24 protein-coding genes and 2 pseudogenes are annotated in these 25,078 nt (G+C 67.7%); 7 read left to right on the plus strand and 19 right to left on the minus strand.

The features are described 5' to 3' along the window. Positions 1–49: 49 nt before the first annotated feature. The 3 genes from B161_RS0108090 to clpS form a co-directional block, all read right to left on the minus strand. Entirely contained in the window at positions 50–1,009 is a 960-nt protein-coding gene (locus B161_RS0108090; protein WP_026310287.1) for a M23 family metallopeptidase, read from the minus strand. A gap of 162 nt (positions 1,010–1,171) precedes the next feature. Continuing rightward, positions 1,172–3,505 (minus strand): ATP-dependent Clp protease ATP-binding subunit ClpA, encoded by a 2,334-nt coding sequence (clpA, locus tag B161_RS0108095; RefSeq protein WP_018632865.1) that lies wholly within the window; start codon positions 3,503–3,505, stop codon positions 1,172–1,174. A gap of 125 nt (positions 3,506–3,630) precedes the next feature. Next, complete coding sequence (clpS, locus tag B161_RS0108100) at positions 3,631–3,993, minus strand: ATP-dependent Clp protease adapter ClpS (RefSeq protein ID WP_018632866.1); 363 nt, start codon at positions 3,991–3,993, stop codon at positions 3,631–3,633. Between the two features lie 196 nt (positions 3,994–4,189). On the opposite strand from clpS, the gene B161_RS17390 reads away from it, so the two are divergent. Continuing rightward, positions 4,190–5,491: a D-alanyl-D-alanine carboxypeptidase family protein gene (locus tag B161_RS17390; protein ID WP_018632867.1), complete on the plus strand. Its 1,302-nt coding sequence runs from the start codon at positions 4,190–4,192 to the stop codon at positions 5,489–5,491. A gap of 103 nt (positions 5,492–5,594) precedes the next feature. Here B161_RS17390 and dapE read toward each other — a convergent pair whose 3' ends face one another. From dapE to coxB, 12 genes are all read right to left on the minus strand, one after another. Next, complete coding sequence (gene dapE / locus B161_RS0108110) at positions 5,595–6,761, minus strand: succinyl-diaminopimelate desuccinylase (protein WP_018632868.1); 1,167 nt, start codon at positions 6,759–6,761, stop codon at positions 5,595–5,597. A gap of 66 nt (positions 6,762–6,827) precedes the next feature. Then, complete coding sequence (locus B161_RS19580; protein ID WP_018632869.1) at positions 6,828–7,004, minus strand: hypothetical protein; 177 nt, start codon at positions 7,002–7,004, stop codon at positions 6,828–6,830. Next, a complete protein-coding gene (locus tag B161_RS0108120) occupies positions 7,001–7,834 on the minus strand; it encodes an LOG family protein (protein ID WP_018632870.1) in 834 nt (277 codons plus the stop codon). Before B161_RS0108120 ends, B161_RS19580 begins: the two co-directional genes overlap by 4 nt. A 126-nt stretch (positions 7,835–7,960) precedes the next feature. Continuing rightward, complete coding sequence (locus B161_RS0108125) at positions 7,961–8,695, minus strand: NAD-dependent deacylase (RefSeq protein WP_018632871.1); 735 nt, start codon at positions 8,693–8,695, stop codon at positions 7,961–7,963. After that, positions 8,692–9,729: an esterase-like activity of phytase family protein gene (locus tag B161_RS0108130; protein WP_018632872.1), complete on the minus strand. Its 1,038-nt coding sequence runs from the start codon at positions 9,727–9,729 to the stop codon at positions 8,692–8,694. Before B161_RS0108130 ends, B161_RS0108125 begins: the two co-directional genes overlap by 4 nt. Next, entirely contained in the window at positions 9,726–11,099 is a 1,374-nt protein-coding gene (gene miaB, locus B161_RS0108135) for a tRNA (N6-isopentenyl adenosine(37)-C2)-methylthiotransferase MiaB (RefSeq protein ID WP_018632873.1), read from the minus strand. Before miaB ends, B161_RS0108130 begins: the two co-directional genes overlap by 4 nt. A gap of 34 nt (positions 11,100–11,133) precedes the next feature. After that, positions 11,134–11,862 (minus strand): SURF1 family protein, encoded by a 729-nt coding sequence (locus B161_RS0108140; RefSeq protein WP_018632874.1) that lies wholly within the window; start codon positions 11,860–11,862, stop codon positions 11,134–11,136. 31 nt (positions 11,863–11,893) lie between these two features. Continuing rightward, on the minus strand, positions 11,894–12,733 hold the full coding sequence (locus B161_RS0108145; RefSeq protein WP_018632875.1) for a cytochrome c oxidase subunit 3: 840 nt from the start codon (positions 12,731–12,733) through the stop codon (positions 11,894–11,896). A gap of 39 nt (positions 12,734–12,772) precedes the next feature. Continuing rightward, a complete protein-coding gene (locus tag B161_RS0108150) occupies positions 12,773–13,429 on the minus strand; it encodes a cytochrome c oxidase assembly protein (protein WP_018632876.1) in 657 nt (218 codons plus the stop codon). Next, entirely contained in the window at positions 13,426–13,569 is a 144-nt protein-coding gene (locus B161_RS19735) for a hypothetical protein (RefSeq protein ID WP_018632877.1), read from the minus strand. Before B161_RS19735 ends, B161_RS0108150 begins: the two co-directional genes overlap by 4 nt. 13 nt (positions 13,570–13,582) lie before the next feature. Beyond that, positions 13,583–14,554: a heme o synthase gene (locus B161_RS0108160; RefSeq protein ID WP_018632878.1), complete on the minus strand. Its 972-nt coding sequence runs from the start codon at positions 14,552–14,554 to the stop codon at positions 13,583–13,585. 37 nt (positions 14,555–14,591) lie between these two features. After that, positions 14,592–15,434, minus strand: coding sequence for a cytochrome c oxidase subunit II (coxB, locus tag B161_RS0108165; RefSeq protein WP_018632879.1), 843 nt, complete (start codon positions 15,432–15,434; stop codon positions 14,592–14,594). Between the two features lie 349 nt (positions 15,435–15,783). Here coxB and B161_RS0108170 point away from each other — a divergent pair, with 349 nt between their 5' ends. Further along, entirely contained in the window at positions 15,784–17,241 is a 1,458-nt protein-coding gene (locus B161_RS0108170) for a TldD/PmbA family protein (protein WP_018632880.1), read from the plus strand. Here B161_RS0108170 and B161_RS17395 read toward each other — a convergent pair. Beyond that, on the minus strand, positions 17,238–17,741 hold the full coding sequence (locus B161_RS17395) for a TIGR02444 family protein (RefSeq protein WP_018632881.1): 504 nt from the start codon (positions 17,739–17,741) through the stop codon (positions 17,238–17,240). The genes B161_RS0108170 and B161_RS17395 overlap by 4 nt on opposite strands. Before the next feature lie 86 nt (positions 17,742–17,827). Here B161_RS17395 and B161_RS0108180 point away from each other — a divergent pair, with 86 nt between their 5' ends. From B161_RS0108180 to B161_RS0108190, 3 genes are all read left to right on the plus strand, one after another. After that, complete coding sequence (locus B161_RS0108180; protein ID WP_018632882.1) at positions 17,828–18,034, plus strand: YdcH family protein; 207 nt, start codon at positions 17,828–17,830, stop codon at positions 18,032–18,034. Positions 18,035–18,204: 170 nt separating this feature from the next. Further along, positions 18,205–18,690: a 5-(carboxyamino)imidazole ribonucleotide mutase gene (gene purE / locus B161_RS0108185; RefSeq protein ID WP_040789702.1), complete on the plus strand. Its 486-nt coding sequence runs from the start codon at positions 18,205–18,207 to the stop codon at positions 18,688–18,690. Continuing rightward, positions 18,687–19,760, plus strand: coding sequence for a 5-(carboxyamino)imidazole ribonucleotide synthase (locus tag B161_RS0108190; RefSeq protein WP_018632884.1), 1,074 nt, complete (start codon positions 18,687–18,689; stop codon positions 19,758–19,760). The genes purE and B161_RS0108190 overlap by 4 nt, the downstream gene beginning before the upstream one ends. A gap of 79 nt (positions 19,761–19,839) precedes the next feature. Here the strand turns inward: B161_RS0108190 and B161_RS20010 are convergent. Both B161_RS20010 and B161_RS20015 read right to left on the minus strand, forming a co-directional pair. Beyond that, positions 19,840–19,992: pseudogene (locus B161_RS20010) on the minus strand (LysM peptidoglycan-binding domain-containing protein); the annotation flags it as partial. Between the two features lie 225 nt (positions 19,993–20,217). Then, positions 20,218–20,493 (minus strand): annotated as a pseudogene (locus tag B161_RS20015) (BON domain-containing protein); the annotation flags it as partial. A gap of 297 nt (positions 20,494–20,790) precedes the next feature. Between B161_RS20015 and B161_RS0108200 the strand changes: the two are divergent. Then, positions 20,791–21,045, plus strand: coding sequence for a zinc ribbon domain-containing protein (locus B161_RS0108200; RefSeq protein ID WP_018632886.1), 255 nt, complete (start codon positions 20,791–20,793; stop codon positions 21,043–21,045). On the opposite strand, the gene B161_RS0108205 is transcribed toward B161_RS0108200, so the two are convergent. After that, complete coding sequence (locus tag B161_RS0108205) at positions 21,046–22,839, minus strand: ABC transporter transmembrane domain-containing protein (protein ID WP_026310293.1); 1,794 nt, start codon at positions 22,837–22,839, stop codon at positions 21,046–21,048. A gap of 256 nt (positions 22,840–23,095) precedes the next feature. Between B161_RS0108205 and B161_RS0108210 the strand changes: the two genes are divergently transcribed. Beyond that, on the plus strand, positions 23,096–24,991 hold the full coding sequence (locus tag B161_RS0108210; RefSeq protein ID WP_018632888.1) for an acyl-CoA synthetase: 1,896 nt from the start codon (positions 23,096–23,098) through the stop codon (positions 24,989–24,991). Positions 24,992–25,078: the final 87 nt, after the last annotated feature.

Genomic DNA, 25,078 nt, shown 5'->3' on the forward strand with positions numbered 1-25,078 from the left:
AGCGCCGCCGATCAGCGTCATAAGGCTTTTGCGCGCGCCGAAGCCGCTTTCAGCGCAGATCGATCCGGCGGGAATCGCGCAGGAGCTCGCGCCCCTCGCGGAGGAGGCGCAGGCTCCCTTCATAGCCGCCCGGCGGCCAGATCTCGTAACCGCCGTCCTTGGGCTCCACCCCGAGCCGCAGGAAGAAGACTCCGGAACCCGAATCCACGCGATAAGGCTCGTCGGCGGCGATCTTGCCGGAGGGGTCGCGCAGACTGGCCCGCAATTCGTCGCCGGGGCGCGCGCCGAGAACCTGCGCCCAGATGAAGATGAAATCCCGCCCGCCGGCCGGCGGAGGCAGGGCGGCGGGATCGGTCTTGACCGCCTGCAGCGTGGGCGGAGCGCCCGCCAGACCCCAGTTCAGGATCTCGGGACGCGGCGTCCAGCCCGCCAGACCCGAATCGCCACGCCAGAGGCCCGAGCCTCCGCAGGCGCCTTTGAAGGGATCGGCGACGAGCTCGCCTTTCTTCACGGCGAAATGCAGATGGGGAAAGCTCGTCGCGCCCGAGACGCCCATATTCCCGAGCGGCTGGCCGCGCTGAACGACGTCGCCCACGCGGACCTGAACCGAGCCGAGCACCATATGGCAATATTGCGTGATCCAGCCCTCGCCATGCTCCAGCGTGACGCCGTTGCCGCAATTGGCGGCGAAAAGCGCTTGTCCGTCCTCCAGCATATGGTCGAGCTGAGAATCCATCGCCCGCACCACGCGCCCCTCGGCGGCGGCGCGGATCGTCACGCCGCGCTTGAGGTCGGTCAGGGCCGGGACGCGGATGTCCACGCCTTCATGACCCTCGTAGCTCGCGGCGCCGCAGGCGAAATCCTGCACGCCGGGCCCGGGGATGCGGTCCACCAGATGCTGAATGAAGCAATCGCGGCCTAAGGCGCAATCCACGGGGAGACTCAGCTCCAGCGCCTGAGCCGGAAGCGGCGCGCAGAGAAGGGCGGCGAAGGCGAGACGGCGAAGCATGCGGGCGGGCTCCTTGAGCGGAAGGCGCCGCATCAAAGCGCGAAAATCCGCCCTTGTCCAAGGCGCGGGCGGTTAAGCTGGGCTCGCCCCCCTAAAATCGCTCATGAAAAAAGGCGCCCTTTGGGGGGCGCCTTTCGTCGTTTTTCGGCGGCGGAGCCGCGATCAGTCGGCGGGCAGCAAGGGCGCGTTGCGCCGCGGTCCGGTCAGAGCCAGAGGCTTGCCCTCGTCGCCGACGCTTTCGATCCGCAATTCGCCGTCGCGCACCGAAACCCGCGCCACGCCGCCTTTCGCCAGCTTGCCGAAGAGCAACTCCTCCGCGAGCGGCTTTTTGACGTGCTCCTGAATCACCCGCGCCAGAGGACGCGCGCCCATGCGCGAGTCGTAGCCCTTGACCGCCAGCCATTCGGCCGCCTCGTCGGTCAGCTCGATGCGGACGTTCTTCTCTTTGAGCTGGGATTCCAGCTGGCGGATGAATTTGCCCACGATGTCGAGCACCACCGGCCGGGGGAGGGCGCCGAAGCGCACCACCGCGTCGAGGCGGTTGCGGAACTCGGGCGTGAAGAGCCGGTTCACGGCCTCCTCGTCCTCGCCTTCGCGCTCCTCGCGGCCGAAGCCGATGGCCGCGCGGGCCATGTCGGAGGCGCCCGCGTTGGAGGTCATGATCAGGATGACGTTGCGGAAATCGACCGTCTTGCCGTTATGGTCGGTCATCTTTCCGTGGTCCATCACCTGAAGCAGGATGTTGAACACGTCCGGATGGGCCTTCTCGATCTCGTCGAGCAGCAGCACCGCATGGGGATGCTGATCGACGCCATCCGTCAGAAGACCGCCCTGATCGAAGCCCACATAGCCCGGAGGCGCGCCGATCAGGCGGCTGACCGAATGCTTCTCCATATATTCCGACATGTCGAAGCGGAGCATCTCGACGCCCATGATCTCGGCGAGCCTTTTGGCCGCCTCGGTCTTGCCGACGCCGGTCGGGCCGGTGAAGAGATAGCAGCCGATGGGCTTCTCCGGCTCGCGCAGACCCGCGCGCGCCAGCTTCACCGCGCTCGCCAGAGCCTCCAGAGCGGCGTCCTGTCCGAAGACCTGAGCCTTGAGCTTGCCCTCCAGATCGCGCAGGGCCTCGGCGTCGTTTTTGGCGACGCTGCGCGGCGGGATGCGGGCGATCTTGGCCACGATCTGCTCGATCTCCTTGGGGGAGATGATCTTCTTGCGCCGCGAATCGGGCAGCAGGGCTTGCGCCGCGCCCACTTCGTCGATCACGTCGATGGCCTTGTCGGGCAGCTTGCGGTCATGGATGTAGCGGGCCGAAAGCTCGACCGCCGTGCGGATGGCCTCCTGCGTGTAGCGGACGTTGTGATGCTCCTCGAAATAGGTTTTGACGCCCTTCAGGATCTTCACCGCGTCCTCGACGCTCGGCTCGCTCACGTCGATCTTCTGGAAGCGCCGCGAGAGCGCGCGGTCCTTCTCGAAATGCTGGCGGTATTCCTTATAGGTGGTCGAGCCCATGCAGCGGAGCTTGCCCCCCTGCAAGGCGGGCTTGAGCAGGTTCGAGGCGTCCATGGCCCCGCCCGAGGTCGCGCCCGCGCCGATCACCGTATGGATCTCGTCGATGAAGAGGATGGCGTCGTCATGCTCCTCAAGCTCTTTGACGACGGCCTTCAGCCGCTCCTCGAAATCGCCGCGGTAGCGGGTTCCGGCCAGCAGAGCGCCCATGTCGAGCGAGAAGATGGTGGCTTCGGACAGAATCTCCGGAACCTCGTCCTCGACGATCTTGCGCGCCAGACCTTCGGCGATGGCGGTCTTGCCCACGCCGGGATCGCCCACCAGAAGCGGATTGTTCTTGCGGCGGCGGCAGAGCACCTGAATGCAGCGCTCCACCTCGGCGTCGCGGCCGATGAGCGGATCCACGTCGCCGGCGGCGGATTTCTCGTTGAGGTTCACGCAATATTTGTCGAGGGCGCTTTCGCCGCGCTGAGGCCGGGTTTCGGCGGCGGCGCGGGTCGAAGCCTCCTCGGTCCCTTCGGCGGGGCCGCGGTTCTCGGAGAGCGAGGCGTTTTTCGCCACGCCATGCGCGAGGAAGCTCTTCACGTCGAGCAGCGTCACGCCCTGCTCCTGAAGATAGGAGACGGCGTAGCTGTCGCGTTCGTTGAACAGCGCGAGCAGGATGTTGGCGCCCGTGACCTCGCCGCGCCGCGTCGCGTTGGCCTGATGAGAGGCGGCCGCGAAGACGCGCTGAAAGCCCGAGGTGGGCGTGGCTTCGATGGGATCCCCCTCGATCACGATGCCGGTCAGGCGCTCGTCGATGTGATGGGTGAGGGCGCCGCGCAGGCTTTCGAGATCCACGTCGCAGGCGCGCATCACTTTGGCCGCGTCGGGTTCGTCGATGAGCGACAGGAGCAGATGCTCCAGCGTGGCGTATTCATGTCGGCGCTCGTTCGCGAGAGCGAGCGCGCGATGCAGGGCGTCTTCAAGAGACTTGGTGAAGGGCATGGCCGCCTCCTTCCCGCGAAATCGGCGACCGGGGGGCGAAGCCCGTCGCCGTCTTAGGATGATGACGCCCCGCCGAGCCTTCTGGCAAGTCCCGTTTTCGGGAGCCTGCCCTTTTGGCGGAGCGCCTATTCTTTCTCCATGCGGCACCGCAGAGGGTGCTGATGGACGCGCGCGTAATCCATCACCTGCGCGATCTTGGTTTCGGCGATCTCATAGGTGTAGACCCCGACGACCGCCGCCCCCTTGGTGTGGACGGTCATCATGATGTCGTAGGCTCGCGCTGTCGGAATGCTGAAGAACATCCTCAGCACATGCACGACGAACTCCATGGGGGTGAAGTCGTCGTTGAGCATGACGATGCGATACATGGGAGGCCGCTTCGCCACGGCCCGGGGCCGGGTCTTGAGCTCCGCGCCGCGATCCGGTTCGTCGGGATCGCGTTCGGGCCCAAGGCGAAGAGACGCTGACAGATGCGGGATCACGGTCATTACGCCAATCTGATATAGAACCTTTTCAGAAGATAAAAAGACCCGAGCCGTTTTGCAAATTCTCCGGACCGACAAACGGATATGATCCTCTGACGCATTGACGGACGTCGTTAAGGGAGTGTTATGCAGGGGCTTCTAGATTCTTCCGGATTCTTCTAGATTCACCGCCGGCGACCGAACCGATGGAGCAGATGGAATGAGGCGATCCCTCCCCCCGACTCGCGCCCTGCGCGTCTTGCGCGCGCTGACGAAAGGCGCGCTGGCCGCAGGGCTCGCCGCGCTGGTCCTGACAGCGACGGCCCCGCAGGCGGCGGCCAATCCCAAATACGCCTCGGTGACGATGGACGTCCGCACGGGCGAGATCCTCGCATCCGAGAATCCCGACAAGCGGCTTTATCCCGCTTCGCTCACCAAGATGATGACGCTTTATCTGGTGTTCGAGGCCATCGAAAACAAGCAGCTCCGCATCGATCAGAGCTTCGTGGTTTCGGCGCGGGCGGCGGCTCAGCCGGCGACCAAGCTCGGGCTCAAGCGCGGCGAGACCATCACGCTGCGTCAGGCGATCCACGCCGCCGCGGTGCGCTCGGCCAACGACGCCGTCGTCGTGCTGGCGGAGGCCGTCGCGGGCGACGAGGAGACCTTCGCCCAGCGCATGACCGCCAAGGCCAAAGCCCTCGGCATGACCAACAGCGCCTTTCGCAATCCGCATGGCCTGACGGCGGCGGGACAGCTCTCCTCGGCGCGCGACATGGCGATCCTCGGGCGGCGCATCTATCTGGATTTCCCGCAATATTACCCGATCTTCAGCCGCGAGGCCGTGGTCTGGGGCGGGCGGCGCATGCCCGCCACCAACAAGCTGCTGACCGGCTATCCGGGGACGGACGGCCTCAAGACCGGCTACACCGTCGCTTCGGGCTATAATCTGGTCTCCACCGCCGAGCGCGACGGACGCCGCGTGCTGGTGGCGGTCTTCGGCGGAACCAGCGCCCGCTCCCGCGATCAGCGCGTGATGACCCTCATGGATCAGGGCTTCGCCCTGCTCAAGAGCCGCGCGGCGGCTCCGGCGGTGGCGGCGGCGCCCGCGCCTCAGCCGCGCCCGACCGGCCTCGTCATGGCGCCTCCGCCGCGTCCCAAGCCCACGATCGCGCAGCGCCCGACGGCGGTCCGCATGGCGGCCTTCCAGCCGCCCGCCGGAGCCCCCGCCGCCCGGATCGCCGCTCAAAACGAGGAATGGGCGGTGCAGCTCGGCGGCTTCCCCACCGGAGACGAAGCTCAGAACCGCATCCATCTGGCGGCGGTGATGGGCGTGCTGCGCCCCGAGACTCAGGCCGCGCCGCGCATCGTCGCCGACGCGCGTCCGGAAGGCGGCTTCCTCTATCGCGCCCAGATCCTGAGCCTGCGCATGGCCTCGGCGCATGAGCTCTGCCACGCCTTCATGACGCAGGGCATGGAATGCGCGATCACGCCTCCGGCGGGCTGGCGGCTCCCGGCGCGTTAACCCGGGGCGTTAACCGGCGCGTCGCCCCGGCGCGTCGCATCGTCTTTCGGCGGTTGAGCGAAACGCCCGGTCCCCAGAGGGGCCGGGCGTTTTCATGCGCGAATCAGGAGGCGGCGCGGAAGCTCTGGAAATAGCGCTCGAGAATCGCCTGATAGATCTCGGCGAGCTGAACGACATGGGCGGCCTCCACCCATTCGTCGGCCTTATGGAGCGTCGCGCCGACGAGGCCGAACTCCGCCGTCGGGCAGACCGCCTGCATATAGCGCGCGTCCGAGGTGCCGCCGGAGGTCGACAGCTCCGGACGCAGGCCCGTCGCGGCCTCCACCGAATCGCGGATCAGCGCCGTGAAGGGGCCGGGCTCCGTCACGAAGCTCACGCCCGAGACCCGGCGCGTCAGCTCCAGATCCACGCCGGTCGGGGGGAAGATCTCCGCCGCCGCCGCCTCGATTCGCTTGTGCAGCGAATCGGCCGTATGGGCGTCGTTGAAGCGGATGTTGAGTTTGGCCCGCGCCTCGGCGGGAATCACGTTGTCGGCGGGATTGCCCACGTCCACGGTGACGATGGAGAGGGTCGAGGGCTCGAAATGGGCGGTTCCCGCGTCCAGAGGCTCGGAGGCGAGGCGGTCGAGCAGCTTCATCAGCGGCGGAATCGGATTCCTCGCCCGATGCGGATAGGCCGCATGGCCCTGAGCGCCCCGCGCCGTCAGCGCGAAGGTGACCGAGCCGCGCCGTCCGATCTTCATCATCTCGCCCATGCGCGCCGGACAGGTCGGCTCGCCGACGAGGCAATGATCCGGGCGTTCGCCTTGCGCGGCCATCCAGTCGAGGATCGCGGGGGTGCCGTCGACGCTGGGGCCTTCCTCGTCTCCGGTGATCGTCAGCAGGATGGAGCCGCCGAAATCCGGCGTCGCGGCGAGAAAGCGCGCCGCCGCCACGGCGAAGGCCGCCACGCCCGATTTCATATCCGCGGCGCCGCGCCCATAGAGCCGCCCGCCTTCAAGCTCGGCGCCCCAGGGGTCGCGGGTCCAGCCGCCGCCGGGAGGCACCACGTCGAGATGTCCGTTGAAGGCGAAGGCCGGGCGGCCCTCGCCGTATCTGGCGAAGAGATTCGGCACGCCGTTGCGGTCGGGGCGGGCGCAGCGGAAGCCTTTCGCCTCCAGCCAGCCCTGAAGATGCGCGACGGCCTCTCCCGCGTCGGGCGTCACGGAGGGGATCCGCAAAAGCGCCTGAGTCAGAATCACGGCCTCGTCCAGCGCTTCGTCCGCAGACATGACGCTCTCCCTTGTCTCTGATCGGAGCCAAGGGAGTTAGCCCGAATTCCGGCCCTTTGGAAGGCTTCAGGGCCTCGGGGCCGCCGCCTCCGGCGCGGAAGAGGGCGGATGACGCGGCTCCGGCGCGCAGCCGCAGGCCCGCGTCGTCCAGAAGGCGAAGACGGCCGCCCCGAGCAGCAAAGCCGCGCCTGCGGCCCAGATCAGGGCGCGGCGGCTCCGGCGCGCGGCGGGCGCTCCGCTCACAGCTTGTACCAGTCCTTGACGATCCGCCAGCCGGTCGCGGCGTCGTCCACGAAGGAGAAGAGCTTGAGATCCTCCGGCGAGATGACGCCTTCCTCGGCCAGAGCCTCGAAATTCACCATGCGCCGCCAGAAGCTTTCCCCGAAGAGCAGAACCGGCATGGGCGCGGCGCGTCCGGTCTGGATCAGGGTGAGGGCCTCGAAGAGCTCGTCCATGGTGCCGAAGCCGCCGGGGAAGGCCGCCACCGCCTTGGCCCGCATGAGGAAATGCATCTTGCGGATCGCGAAATAGTGGAAGTTGAAGCAGAATTGCGGGCTGACGTAGGGATTGGGCGCCTGCTCGTGAGGCAGCACGATGTTCAGGCCGATGGAGGCCGCGCCGACGTCGGCGGCGCCGCGGTTGCCCGCCTCCATCACGCCGGGTCCGCCGCCGGTGCAGACGACGAACTCCTTGCCGTCGCTCTTGAGCGATTCCAGCGAGGCGATGCGCGCGAATTCCCGCGCCTCTTCGTAATAACGGGAGTTCGCCGCCAGACGCGCCTTGATCTCCGGCGTCTTGCCCGCCCAAGCCTCTTTGCCGGGCTCGGGGATGCGCGCGCCGCCGAAGAGCACCACCGTCGAGGCGACGCCCGCTTCGCTCAGGATCATCTCAGGCTTGAGCAGCTCCAGCTGAAGCCGCACGGGGCGAAGCGCCTCATGCTTCATGAACTCCTGATCCGCGAAGGCGAGGCGATAGGCGGAGGCTTCGGTTTGGGGCGTGCTGGGCGCGAGGGTCGCGTCGCGCAGATCCGCCTCGACCGGCTTCAGACGCGAGATTCGTTTATTCTTGGCCATAAGGACGCCAGCCTTTCGGATGTTCAGGGCGTCCGCCTTCGGGCGCCCAAACTGCGGAGGGGGAGAGGCCGGGCCGCTCCCCGATTTCATTTTATGTCGGACGAGATTGAGAAAGCGCCAATCCCCTCAACACCCCCAAGGACTGCGGGCGAGCCGGCCCTCCATCTCCTCCACCCAAGGCGGCAGGATCTCGGAGGCCGGGCCGCGGAGGGCCTCATGGAAGATATGGGAGATCTCCGTCTCCTCAAGATTCAGCTCCACGATCCGCGCTCCCGCCCGCCGCGCCTGAGCCGCGAAGCCCCCCGCCGGATAAACCGCCCCGCTCGTGCCGATGGAGGCGAAGAAGCGGCAATGCTCCAAAGCGGCCTCGATCTGCGGCAGGAACATGGGCATCTCGCCGAACCAGACCACGTCGGGCCGCGCGCCTCCGGATCGCCCGCAGGAGGGGCAAGCCTGCTCCGCGCCGAGATCGCCTTGGTCCGTCCAGACCGCTTCGCAGAAGGCGCAGCGCGTTTTGAAGAGTTCGCCGTGCATATGGAGCGCCTCGGCGCCCGCGCGCTCCAGAAGGTCGTCCACGTTCTGCGTCACGATCATGACCTGATCCGGACAAGTCCTTTGCAGACGCGCCAAAGCTCGATGAGCGTCGTTGGGCTCGGCCTCGCGCAGATTGGCCCGGCGGGCGTTGTAGAAATCGCGGACCAGCTTCGGGTCGCGTTCGAAGCCTTCCGGCGTGGCCACGTCGTTCAGGTCGTAGCGGGTCCAGAGCCCGTCCTTTTCGCGGAAAGTCCCCAGCCCCGATTCCGCCGAAAGCCCCGCTCCGGTGAGAATCACAAGATCCGGACCATGTCCCGGTCTGCTCATGGCGCCCCCTCCTCAAGTTCGAATTGCAGCAGCAAGCTCCGCTGGAAAACGAGGAAATTATCGTCGGAGATCATATAAAGCCGCAAGCGCCGGGCCGCGCCTTCGCCCTCGTAGCGGACCGCCAGCCCCTCCATATTATCGAGGCTCTGGCGGCGATTGCTGAAATCCGCGATGACCATGGCCCCCATCTGGACTTTGGGCTCCACCGCCGCGACCGGCAGACGCCGCACCCGCGCCGCCCAGCCATGGGTCAAACTCACGCGGCGCTCCAGCAGATAGATCCAGCCGTCCGGCCCCACGTCGAGATCCGTCGGCAGGAAGCCCTCGCGCAGACGCGGGCGCCAGGAGAGTTCAAGCGCCTCCTCATCCCGGAGAATCCAGGCGGGAATCGCGGCGTCGCCGGGACGGGAGTTCTCCGCCAGAGCCAGAAGCGCGCCGTCCGGCAGCACGCCGAGCGATTCGATCCCGCGATTGCGCGTCAGAGCCTGAAGCTCGGGCGGCGCATAGGCGCGGGCGGCGCGGGCGGGCCATTCGCCCTTTGGTGTCAGATCATAGCGCCAGATGCGGTGACGCCGCTCGAAGCCGACATAGGCGCTGCGCCCGTCCGGCGAGAAGGCGAGGGATTCGGCGTCGGCGTCCTCTTTGGGAAAGGCGCCGAGGCCGTCGGAGAGATCGCCGATCACGCCGGTCACGCCGGTCAGGCGGCCTGAGGCATCCTGCTCCAGCGTGAGCTTCACCCAGCCGCCGACGTCGGTCACGGCGTAAAGCGCGCCCCCCGGCCCGAAAGCCAGACTGGAGAGCCCGCCGAATCGCGGATGATCCGAATGCAGCGCATAGGCCGCCATGGGCTTCAGGCGCGGCGGAGATTCCGCGCGAGGCTTTCGGAGGTCGAAGGGAATCGGGACGGCCCGCAGATGCAGCGGCGCGAAAGACGCGGCCGGAATCGCCTCCTGCATCGCCTCCTGCGCGGCGGCGAGGCTCGCCCAGAGGAGCGCCGCCGCCAGCCCCAGAGCTTTGAGGCCGCCGAAGCTCACGCCGCCGAAGCCTCGGCGTCGATCATCTCGGCGGCGAGGCTGTTGGCGCGGACCTCGGTGATCTTCGCCCGCACGATCCGGCCCATGAGCGCCGCCGGGGCGTCGAGATGCACGCCTTGCAGCCAAGGGCTGCGCCCGACCATCTGGCCGGGCTTGCGTCCGACGCGCTCCAGCAGCACCTCGACCTCCATGCCGAGGCGGGATTGCGCGAAATCCTGCTGCTGCTTCACGAGCAGAGCCTGAAGCCGCTGAAGGCGGTCGGATTTCTCCGCCTCGGAGACCTGCGGCAGATCGGCGGCGGGGGTGCCCGGACGCGGCGAATAGGCGAAGCTATAGGCCTGCGCGTAGCCCACCCGCGCGACGAGGGCGAGGGTGTCCTGAAAATCGGCCTCGGTCTCGCCGGGGAAGCCCACGATGAAGTCGCCCGACACCGCGAGATCCGGACGCGCCGCGCGGCAGCGGTCGATGATCGCGACATATTCGGCGGCGGTGTGTTTGCGGTTCATCGCCTTGAGGATCTTATCCGAGCCCGCCTGAACCGGCAGATGCAGATAGGGCATGAGCTTGGCGATGGAGCCATGGGCGGCGATCAGATCCTCGCTCATGTCGCGGGGATGGCTGGTGACGTAGCGCAGCCGCAGGATTCCCTCCATGGCCGCCAGAGCCTCCAGCAGCCGCGCGAGGCCCCAGATTTCGCCCTCCGGGCCTTCGCCGTGATAGGCGTTGACGTTCTGGCCGAGGAGGGTGATCTCCCGCGCGCCGGAGGCGACCAGAGCTTCGGCCTCGGCGAGGAGCTTGGCGACGGGCCGCGAATATTCCGCGCCCCGCGTATAAGGCACCACGCAGAAGGCGCAGAATTTATCGCAGCCCTCCTGAACGGTCAGAAAGGCCGTGGGTCCGGTCTGGCGACGCGGGATCTTGGGCAGAGCCTCGAATTTATCCTCGACGGGGAAATCGGTGTCCACGCGCTTGGGGCCGGGCGCCCGCGCCTCGCGGACCAGCTCCGGCAGGCGGTGATAGGCCTGAGGCCCCACCACGAAATCCACCATGGGCTGACGGCGCAGAATCTCCGCGCCCTCGGCCTGAGCCACGCAGCCCGCCACGCCCACGAGGATCCCGGCGCCGCCTTCGGCTTTGCGCGCCTCGGCCATCTTCTTGATGCGCCCGAGATCCGAATAGACCTTTTCAGCGGCCTTCTCGCGGATATGGCAGGTGTTGAGCAGAACGAGATCCGCCTCTTCGGGCGTGGCGGCTTCGTCATAGCCCTCCGGCGCGAGGGCGTCGGCCATGCGCGTGGAGTCGTAGACGTTCATCTGGCACCCGTAGGTCTTGACGAACAGCTTTTTGCGCGCAGGGGTCTCGGCGGACATTCGGAAACTCTCGCAGGCTCGGAGGAAAGGCCGACTATACCCCGCGCCCGCGCCCGGAGTCGAGACGGGGCGCGTCGGGACGCGCCGAAGCGAGGCGGCGCAGCCAGACAAAAGACATCAGCGCCCAAGCCGCCGCCAGAGAAAACCACGTCCCGGCGTATTCGAGATGCTTATTGCGATAAGAGACGTCGGGCGGATCGGCGAGGGGTAGGGCGGTCGGATCTTCATCCGCCGCGAGGATCATCGTCGGCTCCGTCCCGAGCGCCGCCGCCAGAGCGGGAACGTCGCGTTCGAACCAGAGGCGATTCTCAAAATCCGGTTTGGGAATGGCGAAATTGCCCTCGTCGAACCAGCGCAGGACGCCGCTCAGCTCCTGTTCCCCGGAGCGCAGGCTCTCGGGGCGGCTGGCGGGGTCGCGCTTGGCGGAGGGGACGTAGCCGCGATCCACGAGGATGCGGCGGGGCGCGCCCGCGGGCGTTTCGGCCTCGAAGACCTCCACCACCCGGAAGCCCGGCCCGTCGGGGGCGCGGCTGGTGGCGATGAGCGTTTCGGGCTCTTGAGCGTAGGCGCCCCGGATCAGCACGGGGCGGAATTGATCCGCCTCCGGCGTGGGGGCGGCGGGCAGAGGGCCGGGCGCGGCGGAGATCCGCGCTTCGGCCATGGCGATCAGCGCCTCCTTCCAGTGAAGGCGCTGAAGCTGCCAGAAGCCGAGGCTCAGCAGAAGCCCAAGCCCCGCCGCCGCGAAAAGGAGAGCGATCCCCAAAGCGCGACGGCTGCGGGCGGGCGGGGCCGCCTCAGGCGGCGTGGAGGAAATAGGCGCTGCCAATGTAGACCGAGATGAAGAGGAAGAGCCAAACCACGTCCACGAAATGCCAGTACCAGGCGGCGGCCTCGAAGCCGACATGGGCCTCGGGGGTGAAGTCGCCCTTCATGGCGCGCACGAGGCAGACCGCCAGAAACACCGCGCCGATGAAGACGTGGAAGCCGTGGAAGCCGGTCGCCATGAAGAAGACCGCGCCATAGAGGTCGCTCTGAAGCGTCAGGCCCTCATGATAGGCGTGGACGTATTCCAGAGCCTGCATGCCGAGGAAGATGAAGCCCAGGGCCACCGTCACCGCGAGGCCGCGGATGAGGTTCTTGCGGTCGTTCTCCAGCAGAGCGTGATGCGCCCAGGTGAGCGTCGCGCCCGAGAGCAGCAGGATCAGCGTGTTGATCAGCGGCAGGCCCCAGGGGTCCACCGGCTCGATTCCGGCGGGCGGGAAGGTGCCGAGCTTGCTGGCGTAATCCTCGGAGGTGACCATGTCCGAGGGATAGATCGCGCCCTTGAAATAGGCCCAGAACCAGGCCACGAAGAACATCAGCTCGGAGATGATGAACAGAATGAAGCCGTAGCGCAGGCCGATGCGCACCACCGGCGTATGATCGCCGGTGTTGGATTCATGGATCACGCCGCGCCACCAGCCGAACATGGTGACGATCACGCCGACCAGCCCGATCCAGAACATGACGGGCGTGACGTCGTGCATCCACAGCACGCCGCCGACGAACATGACGAAGGCCGCGACCGCGCCCACGAAGGGCCAGATGCTCGGTGGAAGAATATGATAATCGTGGTTTTTAACGGCGCTCGACATGGCCCTGGGCTCCCTCTGGCGGTCTCTTCCGGCGACGGGTCAACGAACCGTCGTCGCCCCCTCGGCTCCCGGCGCGGCGGAGAGCGCGGCGGCCTCCTGCGGCGCGTCGAGCCTGTAGAACGTGTAGGATAAAGTGATGCTCGGCATCCGGCGCGTGCCCGCGTTCTCCCGGATGGCCGGATCGACGTAGAAGCTGACGGGCATATCCACGGATTCGCCCGGCTGCAAGATCTGCTCGGTGAAGCAGAAGCAGTCGATCTTGACGAAATACTCTCCCGCCGAGACGGGCGCGACGTTGTAGGTCGCTTGTCCCGCCACGACTTCGTCGGTCGGATTATGGGCGCGGTAGAAGATCAGCGTGTCCTCGCCGAGCCGCGCCTTCACCTCGCGCTGAAGCGGCGTGAAGGTCCAGGGCATGTCCGGCGCCTTGGAGGCGTCGAAGCTGACGGTGATGAAATCCTCGGTCGCGCCGCTCGGGCCGCCCCGGTCGGAGGCCAGCACCGGCGTGCCGCCGTAGCCGGTCACGCGGCAGAACAGGTCATAGAGCGGCACGGCGGCGAAAGAGGCCGCGCCCATGGTCAGGACCACGCCCACCGCGATCCGCACCGTGCGGCGCAGACCCTTGCCGCGACGGGCCTCCAGCTCCTCCCGCGTCTCGGGGCGCGTTTCCCTGCGGCTCTCCGGCGTCGCGCTCATAGCCCCGGCCCCCAAGAGCCCGTTCCCGTCTTGAGCTTCACGATGGTCACCGCGAAGATCAGCAGAGCGAAGAGGAGCAAAAGCCCCCCGACCAGATAATTGCGTCCCCGGCGACGACGGAAGATGTCATGTTCGGCCATGGCTCGCCTTTCCTCAGATCAGGGCGCCGATGGTCGGCCAGCCCCAAACGGAGCGGAGGGCGGCCTCGATCGGCAAAAGCGCGAAGATCGCGAAGAGATAGATCAACGAAAAGCCGAAAAGGCGTTTCTCGGCGGCGTAGCGGTCGGCTTCGGAGTCGGCGGTCGAGCGCCGCGCCACGCGCCGCGAGTCGATCAGAAAACGCGCGTTGAGCAGCAGCGCCGCCGCCAGAGACAAAGGCCCGCCCACCTCCGAGAAGGCCAGCGCGAGCGAGGCCGCCGCCAAAAGCAGCGCGTAGATCCAGATCAGACGGCGCGTATGGGGCTCGCCTGCGGTCACCGGCATCATGGGCACGCCCGCGGCGGCGTAATCCGGCCGGCGCCAGAGCGCCAGCGCCCAGAAATGCGGCGGCGTCCAGAGGAAGATCAGCAGGAACATCAGCAGGGATTCGACCGAGACCGAACCCGTCGAGACGGCCCATCCCACCATCGGGGGCAGAGCCCCCGCCGCGCCGCCGATCACGATGTTCTGCGGCGTCGCGCGCTTCAGCCACATGCTGTAGATCACGACGTAGAAGAAGATGGTGAAGGCCAGAAGCCCCGCCGCCAGAGGATTGGCGAAGACCGCCAGCATGGCCACGGAGAGCACCGCCAGAACCAGCCCGAGCGAGCGGGCTTCTTCGGCCTGCACGCGTCCGGCGGGAATGGGGCGCCGACGGGTGCGGTCCATATGGGCGTCGATGTCGGCGTCCCACCACATGTTCAGCGCGCCCGAGGCGCCCGCGCCCACCGCCACGCAGAGCAGGGCCGCGAAGGCCACCACCGGATGCGGCGGATGAGGCGCCGCCGCCATGCCCGCGAAGGCGGTGAAGATCGACAGCGACATCACCCGCGGCTTGAGCAGCTGGAGATAATCGCCCAGCTCCGCGTCGCCGCCCTTGCCGGAGGCGGCGCCGATCCTCTCCATCTCCACGGCGGGATTGGCCATTTCGCTGGTCCCCTCGACGGTTGAACGGATGTGAGTCTCAGCGCGCCTCGGCGAGGCGGGTCGGCTGGGCGCCGCCCAGCGCGGCCACGTTCTCCGCGACCCAGGCGTCGTATTCCTCCTGCGGGACCACCTTCACCATGATCGGCATGAAGCTGTGGTCTTTGCCGCAGAGCTCGGAGCACTGGCCGTAGAAGGTGCCGACCACTTCAGGGCGGAACCAAGTCTCGTTGAGGCGGCCCGGCACGGCGTCCATCTTCACGCCGAAGCTGGGCACGGTCCACGCGTGGATCACGGTGCTGGCGGTCAGCTGAAGGCGCACGGTCTTGCCGACCGGGATCACCAGCGGATCGCTGGTCGCGAGCAGCCAAGGCAGATCTTCTTCGGCGGCCTCGTCCTCGGTCAGCATGATCGAGGTGAAGTTGATCTCCTGATCGTCGGGCAGGGGATAGGTGTATTCCCAGTTCCACTGATGGCCGACGGCCTTGATGGTGACGTCGGCGGGGGGGATCTCCTCCTGGAAGTACAGGAGGCGGATCGAAGGCCCGGCGATAAGCGCCAGAATGATCACCGGAACGATGGTCCAGACCACTTCGACCAGCGTGTTATGCGTGAAGCGGCGGGGCTCGGGGTTCCGTTTCGCGCTGAAGCGGAAGCAGGTGTAGAGCAGCAGCGCCACCACGAAGAGCGTGATGAAGGTGATGATCCAGAGCAAGAGGTTATGCACGCCATGCGTGCGGTCGGCGACTTCGGTCGCCGCCGGCTGAAAGCCCGTCTGCCAGTTCACGGCGTGGCCGAGAGTCTCCTGAGCGACGGCCGCGCCTGCGGCGAGCGTCAGCCCCGCGGCGAAGATCATGGCTGCGGGTTTCGCGTAGCTGCGCATGGGTTGTCCCTCTCCCTTGCTCCCCTTCGCCGCGCTCTCCGACGGAGCCCTTGCGGGCTCGACCTGATCGGCGGACGCGGCCTGTCCTTAAAGCGCCACAAAGCACAGGAAAGCCCGGGGCGCAAGTCGGCCCTTGGCCTCATCGGGCGGCGGAAGGCCGCATGGGCGCGCGCGCAGGCTCCGGAGGGCCGCCCCCGCGCCCCTTCCGACGCGCCTCTTGCGCCGGAGGCTCCGAGGGCGCATCTAGACTCCGCCGATCTTCAGGATCCGGCGGGATTTCGGCCGGGGGGATTCCGGAAGGAGTCTCCCGGAGATCCCTCCGAAGCCCCGGAGCCCGCAAGGAGTTCAGATGACCTCGCCCGCCTCCTCCTCCTCCGTCTCCTCCGCCCCCTTCGCGCCTTTCGGAGCGCAGCTTGATTCGGAGGCCGCGCGGCGCATCCTGAGCGAGGCGCTCAAGGGCGCCGACGACGGCGAGCTTTATCTCGAACGCCGCCGCATCGAGCATCTGTCCTTCGACGACGGCCGCCTCGCCGAGGCTCAGGCGGATTCGGCGCAAGGCTTCGGGCTGCGGGTGGTGGCGGGCGAAACCGTCGGCTACGCCCATTCGCCCGAGTTGACCGAGGCCGCTCTGAGGCGCGCGGCGGCGGCGGCCTCCGAGGCGGCGACGGCGGGGCGTCAGGCGAATCTCGCGCTCTCGCCGGAGCGCGCTGAGCGTCCTTCCCTCTATGAGGCGCGCAATCCTCTGGACGGCGGCTCCCTCGGCGCCAAGGCGGCGCTCCTCCGCGAGATCGACGCCTATGTCCGCGCCCGCGATCCGCGCGTGAAGCAGGTGAGCGCCTCGCTCGGGGGCGGCCTCACGGAGGTGGAGATCCTCCACGCCGACGGAAAGCGCGTGTCGGATTCGCGGCCTTCGGTGCGGCTGATGGTCAGCGTGATCGTCGAGAGCAACGCCCGTCGTGAAAGCGGATACGCCCTGCTCGGCGGACGCCACGGCTTCGAGCGGCTGATCAGCCCCGAGGGCTGGCGCCATGTCGCCGACGAGGCTCTGCGCCGCGCTCTGCTGAATCTGGAGGCCGAAGAGGCGCCGGCGGGACAGATGGAGGTGGCTCTGGCTTCGGGCGGACCCGGCGTGCTCTTGCATGAGGCGGTGGGCCATGGGCTGGAGGGCGACTTCAACCGCAAAGGCACTTCGGCCTTCTCGAAGCTGATGGGCGAGCAGGTGGCGGCCAAGGGCGTCACCGTGGTGGACGACGGGACCATCCCCGAGGCGCGCGGCTCGCTCAACGTCGACGACGAAGGCGAGCCCACCGCGCGCAACGTGCTGATCGAGGACGGGCGGCTCGTGGGCTATATGCAGGATCGTCAGAACGCCCGGCTGATGGGCGCCAAGCCCACGGGCAACGGGCGGCGCCAGTCCTACGCGCATATGCCCATGCCGCGCATGACCAACACCTTCGCCCTCGCCGGGCCGCATGATCCTCAGGAGATCGTCAAGGCGGTGAAGGACGGGATCTACGCCGTGGAGTTCTCCGGCGGACAGGTGGACATCACCTCCGGGAAATTCGTCTTCAACTGCGTCGAGGCCTATCGGGTGAAGAACGGCGAGATCCTGCATCCGGTGAAGGGCGCGACCATCATCGGCGACGGCCCGACCGCTCTGAAGCAGATCCGCATGGTCGGAAACGACGTGAAGCTGGACGACGGCGGCGGCACCTGCGGCAAGAACGGCCAAGGCGTGCCGGTCACCTGCGGCCAGCCGAGCCTGCTCATTGACGGGCTGGTGGTCGGCGGGCGCGGCGAGCGCTAAGCTCTCCGCCAGACCTCCCAGAGCCGGGCGAGGGCCTCCAAATCCCCGCCCGCCCGATCTGAGGCCGCGCCCAGAGCCCGCAGATTCGCCAAGGCCAAAGCTTCGGAGGCTTCGGCCCACGGAGTCCGGGGGAGGGGGAGGGCCTCCAGCCAGCCGATCAGCCGCAGCTCCATGGCCAGCTCCAGCGCCTTGACCTCGCGGCGGGCGGCTTCGGAATCCTCGGGGGGGAGGAGGCGGAATCCCGTCTTCATCTCCCGCCGGACCGCCCGCAGAGGCCGCACGACCCGCGTCGTCCACTCCTCCGCGAGATCCGCCGCCTTCCGGGCTTCCTCCGGCCCCAGAGCCTCGCCGCCTCCGGCCCGCCAGAGCCCGTAAAGCGCGAGGACCACGTCCCAGCCCGCCGCCTCCTGAAGCGCGAGCAAAGCGGCCTCCGCGCCGGGGGCGGCGTAAAAATCGAGGGCGAATCTCCGGAAACCGGAACTCAGGGCGTCGGGCGTCATGGTTTCCTCTGGGTTTAGAGCCGGTTTCGCGCTATGCTGACCGCCAGCTGATCATGGGGCGGCGTAGGTCCGAATATAGGCATGACATGGAAGATTCCGGCGTCGAATCGGCTTTGCGCGCGCGGCTGGAGGCTCTGCAGGCCGAACACCGCGCTCTCGACGAAGAAATCGCGCAGAGGGCGGAGACGCCGGGCGACGAACTCGCTTTGCGGCGGCTGAAGAAGCGCAAGCTCATGCTCAAGGACGAGATCGCGCGGCTCGGCGACTCGCTTTATCCTGACATCATCGCGTGACGACGCGTTCCCGTCGCGTCGCGTGACGGCGCGTTCCGATTCCCATCTTGCTTCTTGGCGGCGGGCCTTCATGATGGGCCGCTTCTGAAACCCAGAAGAAGGGGGACGCCTTGAGCAAGGCGGAGGGGAACGAGGTCCGGTCTTCGGAAAAGGCCGTCGTCGGCGTGGTCATGGGCAGCCGCTCGGATTGGCCGACCATGAAGGCCGCGGCCGAAATGCTGGAGCGCTTCGGCGTGGCCTATGAGGCCAAGGTGGTCTCGGCGCATCGCACGCCGGACCGGCTTTTCGCCTACGCCGAGACCGCCGCGAGCCGGGGGATCAAGGTGGTCGTGGCGGGCGCGGGAGGCGCGGCCCATCTGCCGGGCATGATCGCCTCGAAAACCAATCTGCCGGTTCTGGGCGTGCCGGTGCGCAGCGCGGCGCTCAGCGGATGGGACAGCCTGCTCTCCATCGTGCAGATGCCCAAGGGCGTGCCGGTCGGGACTCTGGCCGTCGGCGAGGCGGGCGCCGCCAACGCCGGACTTCTGGCCGTGCAGATCCTCGCCGCCTTCGATCCTGAACTCTCGGGGCGTCTGGCGCTCTGGCGGGCTGAACAAACGGCCTCGGTGCCGGAGACCGTGGAAGATGAAGATGCGGATTCGGGGGTTTCGGCATGAAGGTTCTGGCGCCTCCGGGCGGAATGATCGGCGTCCTCGGCGGCGGACAGCTCGGCCGCATGCTGGCCATGGCGGCGGCGCGTCTGGGGATCCGGGCCCATATCTACGCTCCCGACGAGGAGGCCCCCGCCTATGACGTGGCCGATCAGGTCACGCGCGCGCCTTATGACGACCGCGCGGCTCTGGCGGCCTTCGCGGCTTCGGTCGGGGCGGTCACCACCGAATTCGAGAACGTGCCCGCCCAGACCCTCGCGATTCTGAACGAGGGCGTGCCGGTGCGTCCGGGCGCGCGGGCGGTGGCCATCGCGCAGGACCGGATGCTCGAAAAGGACTTCCTCAACCGCGTCGGAGCGCCGACCGCGCCTTACCGCAAGGTCGATTCCCTTGAGGATCTCAAAAAGGCCCTCGCGGAGCTGGGGACGCCCGCCATCCTGAAGACCCGCCGCTTCGGCTATGACGGCAAGGGGCAGGTCCGGATCACATCGCCCGAGGAGGCCGCTTCGGCTTTCGCCGAGATGAAGGGGGCCCAAGCGATTCTGGAGGGCTTCGCGCCTTTCGTCCGCGAGGTCAGCCTTGTGGCCGCGCGCGGCGCCGACGGCGAGATCCGCGCCTATGATCTGGCCGAAAACCGCCATGAGGCGGGAATCCTGCGCGAGAGCCGCGTGCCGGTCCGGGGCGGGGCGGAGATCTCCGCCGTGGCCTTCGACATGGCGCGGCGGATCCTTGAGGGCCTCGAATACGTCGGGGTGATGGGGATCGAGTTCTTCGCCCTCGGCGACGGGCGGCTTTTGGTCAATGAGATCGCGCCGCGCGTCCATAACACCGGCCACTGGACCATCGAGGCTTGCGCCGTCAGCCAGTTCGAGCAGCAGATTCGAGCCGTGGCGGGCTGGCCTCTGGGCGATCCCTCGCGCCACGCCGACGCCGTGATGACCAACCTCATCGGCCATGAGGCGGATTCATGGGCGGAATACGCGCGTCAGCCGAATACGGCGGTGCATCTCTACGGCAAGACCGAAGCCCGGCCGGGCCGCAAGATGGGCCATGTCACGCGGGTTCTGCGGGTCTGACGAAAAAGCCGCGCGAAGAAAAGCCGCGCGAAGCCGGGGGGGCCTCGCGCGGCTGAATCCGCAAAGGGCCGCGCCGGGATTATTTCGGCGGAATGCGCAGGGTCTGGCCCGGATAAATCTTATCGGGATGGGTCAGCATCGGGCGGTTGGCCTCGAAGATCCGCTGATATTTCGAGCCGTCGCCATAGGCTTTGGCCGCGATCTTCCAGAGCGTGTCGCCCTTCTCCACCATGACGTAGGTCGAATCCGCCACGGGGGCGGCGGGCGCCGAGGTCGTCACGGCGGCGGTCGTCGCGGCGGCGACGGTCGTCGTGCGGGCGGCGGCGACCTGAGTCTGAGGCTGGGCGGCCGGAGCGGCGGGCTGAGCCGGAGCGGGGGCCGCGGCGCGGGCGGCGGGCTGAGCAGGCGCCGGAGCCGGAGCCGCCTGCGGCTGGACCTGATGGATCACCTGAATATTCTCGTCGATCCGGGCCACGCCGGCGATGTTGCCCGCCGCGACGATGGCCTTTTCACGCGTCTCCTGAGAGGCGGCGCCCGAGATCTTCACCGTGTCGCCCTCGACCGTGAAGGTCAGATCCTTGGCTTCGGGCAGATGGGTCAGAACCTCGGCCTTGATCTCCTCGGCGGTGGGGGTGTCGGCCTCCTCTTTGGAGTCGAGCGTGGCGGGGGCGGCCTTGGCCTTGCCCGGAGCGAGCGACCGGCCCGCGCGCTTGAAGAAATCGAACAGACCCATGAGGCGTCTCCCTGAGATTCAGCCCGGCGCCAGATCCGGCGGGGCGCTTCACAGATGGACGCGGAGGGGCGTCGCGTCAAGATTTCGTGAGGCGGAGAAAAGCGGCCCCTTGGGCCGAGATCCTCGAAATTTTCGAATCTTCAAAGCCTTGGCCGTTTTAAAAGCGCCTTTGGCGGCGCATTCCCGCATGGGGGGATGGGGTGACGTCTTCGTATATCAATAATTGATGTGATGTATGGAGACGGATTTTTAAGAGAACGTCAGAGGAGGGAAGATTCGCAAAAGGGAGGTCCGAAAATGCGCAATCCTTTCACCCCCTGCACGACCTGCGGCCGGGAGATCGCCGCGACGGCGTCGTTTTGCTCCTTCTGCGGCGCTGCGCGGCGTCCCCCGGACTCCGACGGCAGGCGCCCCCGCGCAGGAGGAGGGCCCGAAGGCGAATGGCCCTGGAGCCTCGGCGAGACGCTGGTCGGCCTCTTCTTCGTCCTGTCTCTGAGCTATGCGCTTCTCTGGGCCTTGTTTTCGGTCTTGCGGCGCAATCTCGGGATCTGATCAGGCCGCCGCCTCGAACTGCAGCCGCGCGAGGCGCGCATAGAGCCCGCCTTGCGCCACGAGCTCGGCGTGGGTTCCCTCCGCCGCGACGCGGCCATGCTCCAGAACGACGATGCGGTCGGCGCGCTGAACCGTCGCCAGACGATGCGCGATGACCAGAGTGGTGCGGTTCTCCGAGAGCCGCGCCACCGCCTCCTGAACGGCGCGCTCGCTTTCGGCGTCGAGGGCGCTGGTGGCCTCGTCGAGCAGCAGAATCGGCGCGTCGCGCAGGATCGCCCGCGCGATGGCCAGCCGCTGTTTCTGCCCTCCCGAGAGCAGCACGCCCCGCTCGCCGACCAGCGTGTCGTAGCCTTGGGGCAGACGCAGGATGAACTCATGAGCGGCGGCGGCTTTGGCGGCCTCCTCGATCTCGGCGCGCGAGGGCTCGGCGGAGCCGCCCGCGCCGAAGGCGACGTTCTCGGCGACGCTGGCCGCGAAGATCGCGGGCTCCTGCGGCACCAGAGCGACGCGTTTGCGGATCTCGCGGGGGTCGGCCTCGCGCAGATCCACGCCGTCGAGCAGGACGCGGCCTTTCTGCGGATCGTAAAAGCGCTCCAGAAGCTGAAACACCGTGGTCTTGCCCGCCCCCGAAGGCCCCACCAGAGCCACCGTCTCGCCGGGACGCACCGTCAGATTCAGATCCTCCAGCGCCGAGGCCTCAGGCCGCAGAGGATAACGGAAGCCCACATGCTCGAAGCGGATTTCTCCGCGCGGCGGCTCGGGCAGGGCGAGGGGCCGGGCGGGGGCCGGGATGGGGTCTTCGGCCTCCAGAAGCTCGACGAGGCGCTCGGTGGCGCCCGCCGCCTGCTGCATCTGGCCCCAGACCTCCGAGAGCGCCCCCACGGCGCCCGCCACCAGCACCGCGTAAAGAATGAATTGTCCGAGGGCGCCCGGCGTCATCTGGCCGTCGATCACGGCGCGCGCGCCGCGCCACATCACCAGCACCACCGCCGAGAAGACCAGAAAGATCACGATGGCCGTCAGCCATGAGCGCACCTGAATGCGCTCGCGGGCGGCGTCATAGGCGGATTCCACCTTCGCGCCGAAGCGCGCGCGGGCGGCGGGCTCGGCGGTGAAGGCTTGGACGTCGCGCAGGGCCCCGAGGGATTCCCCCGCCACGCCGGAAGCCTCGGCGATGCGGTCCTGAGAGAGCCGCGCCAGACGCCGCAGCCGCCGCCCGAGCAGCACGATGGGCGCCACCACCAAAGGCACGATGAGCAGCACCATGCCCGTCAGGCTGGGGCTGGTGTAGAAGAGCAGCGCCAGCCCCGCGACCAGCATCAGAACGTTCCGCAGCGCCACCGAGGCCGCCGAACCCACCACGGATTGAATCACCGTGGTGTCGGTGGTCAGGCGCGACAGGGTCTCTCCGCTGCGCATGCGCTCGAAATAGGCGGGGCCGAGGCCGATCACATGGTCATAGACCGCGCGGCGGATGTCGGCCACCACCCGCTCGCCGAGCTGGGTGACGAAATAAAACCGCGCCGCCGTCGCCAGAGCCAGACCTCCCGCCACCGCGAGGAAGGCGAGGAAATACTGATCGATGAAGCGCGCCTTCTCGGGGTCGAATCCGAGGTCGATCACCCGGCGCAGCGCCATGGGCATGACCATCGTGAAGCCCGCCGCCAGAGTCAGCGAGAGGACCGCCGCCGCCAGAAATCCGCGATAGGGCTTCAGAAAGGGCCAGAGCGCCCGCAAAGGCCGCAGGCTTTTGGATTTCGCCCGGCCAGCGGCCAGAGTCTCCGTCGATTCCATTCCGCCTTCGCGCGCCATGCTGCGTCCGTTCCGTCTGCGTTTCCATCCCAGTCTCTTGGCGGCGAGTTAGGCCCGCCTTGCGCGGAGGGTCAAGCGCGGAGGCGCCGCAGCGGCTCCGCCTTTCCGCCGAGCTTCCGGCGCCCGCCCGGAGGTTTAGGGCGCTAAGATCTTGCCTTGGCGGCATCTTGCGCCGCTCCGGGGCGAGGCGTTAGTTTGGACGCGTAAAGAAAAAAGCCGGACTCGGGAGGACTTCAGGATGGACGGGACGCGCCCGCGCTACGCCACCATGGCCGATAAGCTCGCCATGGATAAAATTCCGCTTTCGGAGCGTTGGAGCGCCCGCAACACCTATGAGCTGCTCAGCGCCACGGCGGCGAAGCATCCGAACCGCCCGGCGGTCACCTTCCAGCTCACCAGCGAGCCCGACGCGAAGCTGATCTCCTCCAATTGGCGCGAGTTCCGGGGCGAAGTCACGCAGGCGGCGAATCTCTTCCGGTCTCTGGGCGTGGGGCCGAAGGACGTGGTGGCGGCGCTGCTGCCCAATTGCATGGAGATGGCCGTCACGCTCATGGCGGGCCAGACGGCGGGGATCGTCCATCCGATCAATCCGCTGCTGGAGCCCGCCCAGATCGCCGCTCTGCTGCGCGAGTCGGGGGCCAAGGTTCTGGTGAGCCTCGCGCCTTTCCCGCGCGCCGACCTCGCCGACAAGGCCGCCGCCGCTCTGGCTCTGGCGCCCAACGTCAAGACCCTCGTCGAGGTGGATTTCAAACGCGGGCTCAAGCCGCCGAAAAGCTGGCTCATTCCGCTGATCCGTCCGAAGCGCCCCGGCGGCCATAACGCGAAGATCATGGATTTCGCCGCCGGACTCGCGGGCCAGCCCGCCGACCGCCTCACCTTCGAGCTGACCGCCGGTCCCGAAGACATCGGCGCCTATTTCCACACCGGAGGCACGACCGGCGCGCCGAAAACCGCCATGCATCGCCAGATCGGCATGATCTGGAACGGCTGGGCGGCGAGCGAGCTGCTCTTCACGCATGAATCCTCGCTGCTCTGCCCCTTGCCCTTGTTCCATGTGCTGGCGGCCTATCCGATCCTCATGGCCTGCATGGCGGGCGGCGCGCATTTCATCATGCCGACGCCGCAGGGCTATCGCGGCGCGGGGGTGATGGACGAGATCTGGAAGCTCGTCGAGCGCCATAAGGCGACCTTCATCGTGGTGGTGCCGACGGCGGTTTCGGCCATGATGCAGCGCCCGATCGACGCCGACGTCTCGACGCTGAAGCTGGCGCTCTGCGGCTCGGCGCCCATGCCGACCGAGCTGTTCCGCAAATTCGAGGAGGCGGTGGGCGTCCGGATCATCGAGGGCTACGGCCAGACGGAGACCACCTGCCTCATCTCCTGCAATCCGCCCGAGGGCGAGCGCAAGATCGGCTCGGTGGGGATTCCCTTCCCCTACACCGACATTCGCATCCTTCATATCGACGCCTCCGGCGCGGTGGTCAAAGATTGCGCGACGGATGAAATCGGCGAGATCTGCGTGAAGGGCCCGCAGGTCATCCCCGGCTATAAGGAGGCCGACCGCAATAAGAACCTCTTCGCCGATAAGGAGTGGATCCGCACGGGCGATCTGGGGCGGCTCGATTCCGACGGCTATCTCTGGATCACGGGCCGGGCGAAGGATCTGATCATCCGCGGCGGCCATAACATCGATCCGGGCATGATCGAAGAAGCGGCTTCGCGTCATCCGGCGGTGGCCTTCGCGGGCGCCATCGGCCAGCCCGACGCCAAGACCGGCGAGCTTCCGGCGCTTTACGTCGAGCTGAACGCGGGCGCGGCCGCCACGGCTGAGGAGATCAAGGCCTTCGTGGCCGAGCATGTGCCCGAGCGCGCCGCCGCGCCGGTCTACGTCGAGATTCTCCCGGAATTGCCGAAGACGGCGGTGGGCAAGGTCTTCAAGCCGGATCTGCGGCGCTCGGCGATCCGGCGCATCTATGGCGCGGCTCTGGAGGCGGCGGGCGTGAAGGCGGTCCTGCGCGTGGAGGAGGATCCGAAAAAGGGCCTCGTGGCGGTGGCCTCGCCCGAAGATCGCGCCGACGAAGAGAAGATCCGCGAGGCGCTCGGTCCCTTCATCACGCCCTGGCGTCTGGGGTGAGGGGCCGCGTCGGGCCGGAGCGCGGCGCGCGTCCATCACAGATGTGCGAATGAAGATTTCGCAACTTGATGATTCTCCGTACATGCT

The sequence above is a fragment of the Neomegalonema perideroedes DSM 15528 genome (assembly GCF_000374145.1).
Taxonomy (GTDB): Bacteria; Pseudomonadota; Alphaproteobacteria; order Rhodobacterales; family Rhodobacteraceae; genus Neomegalonema; species Neomegalonema perideroedes.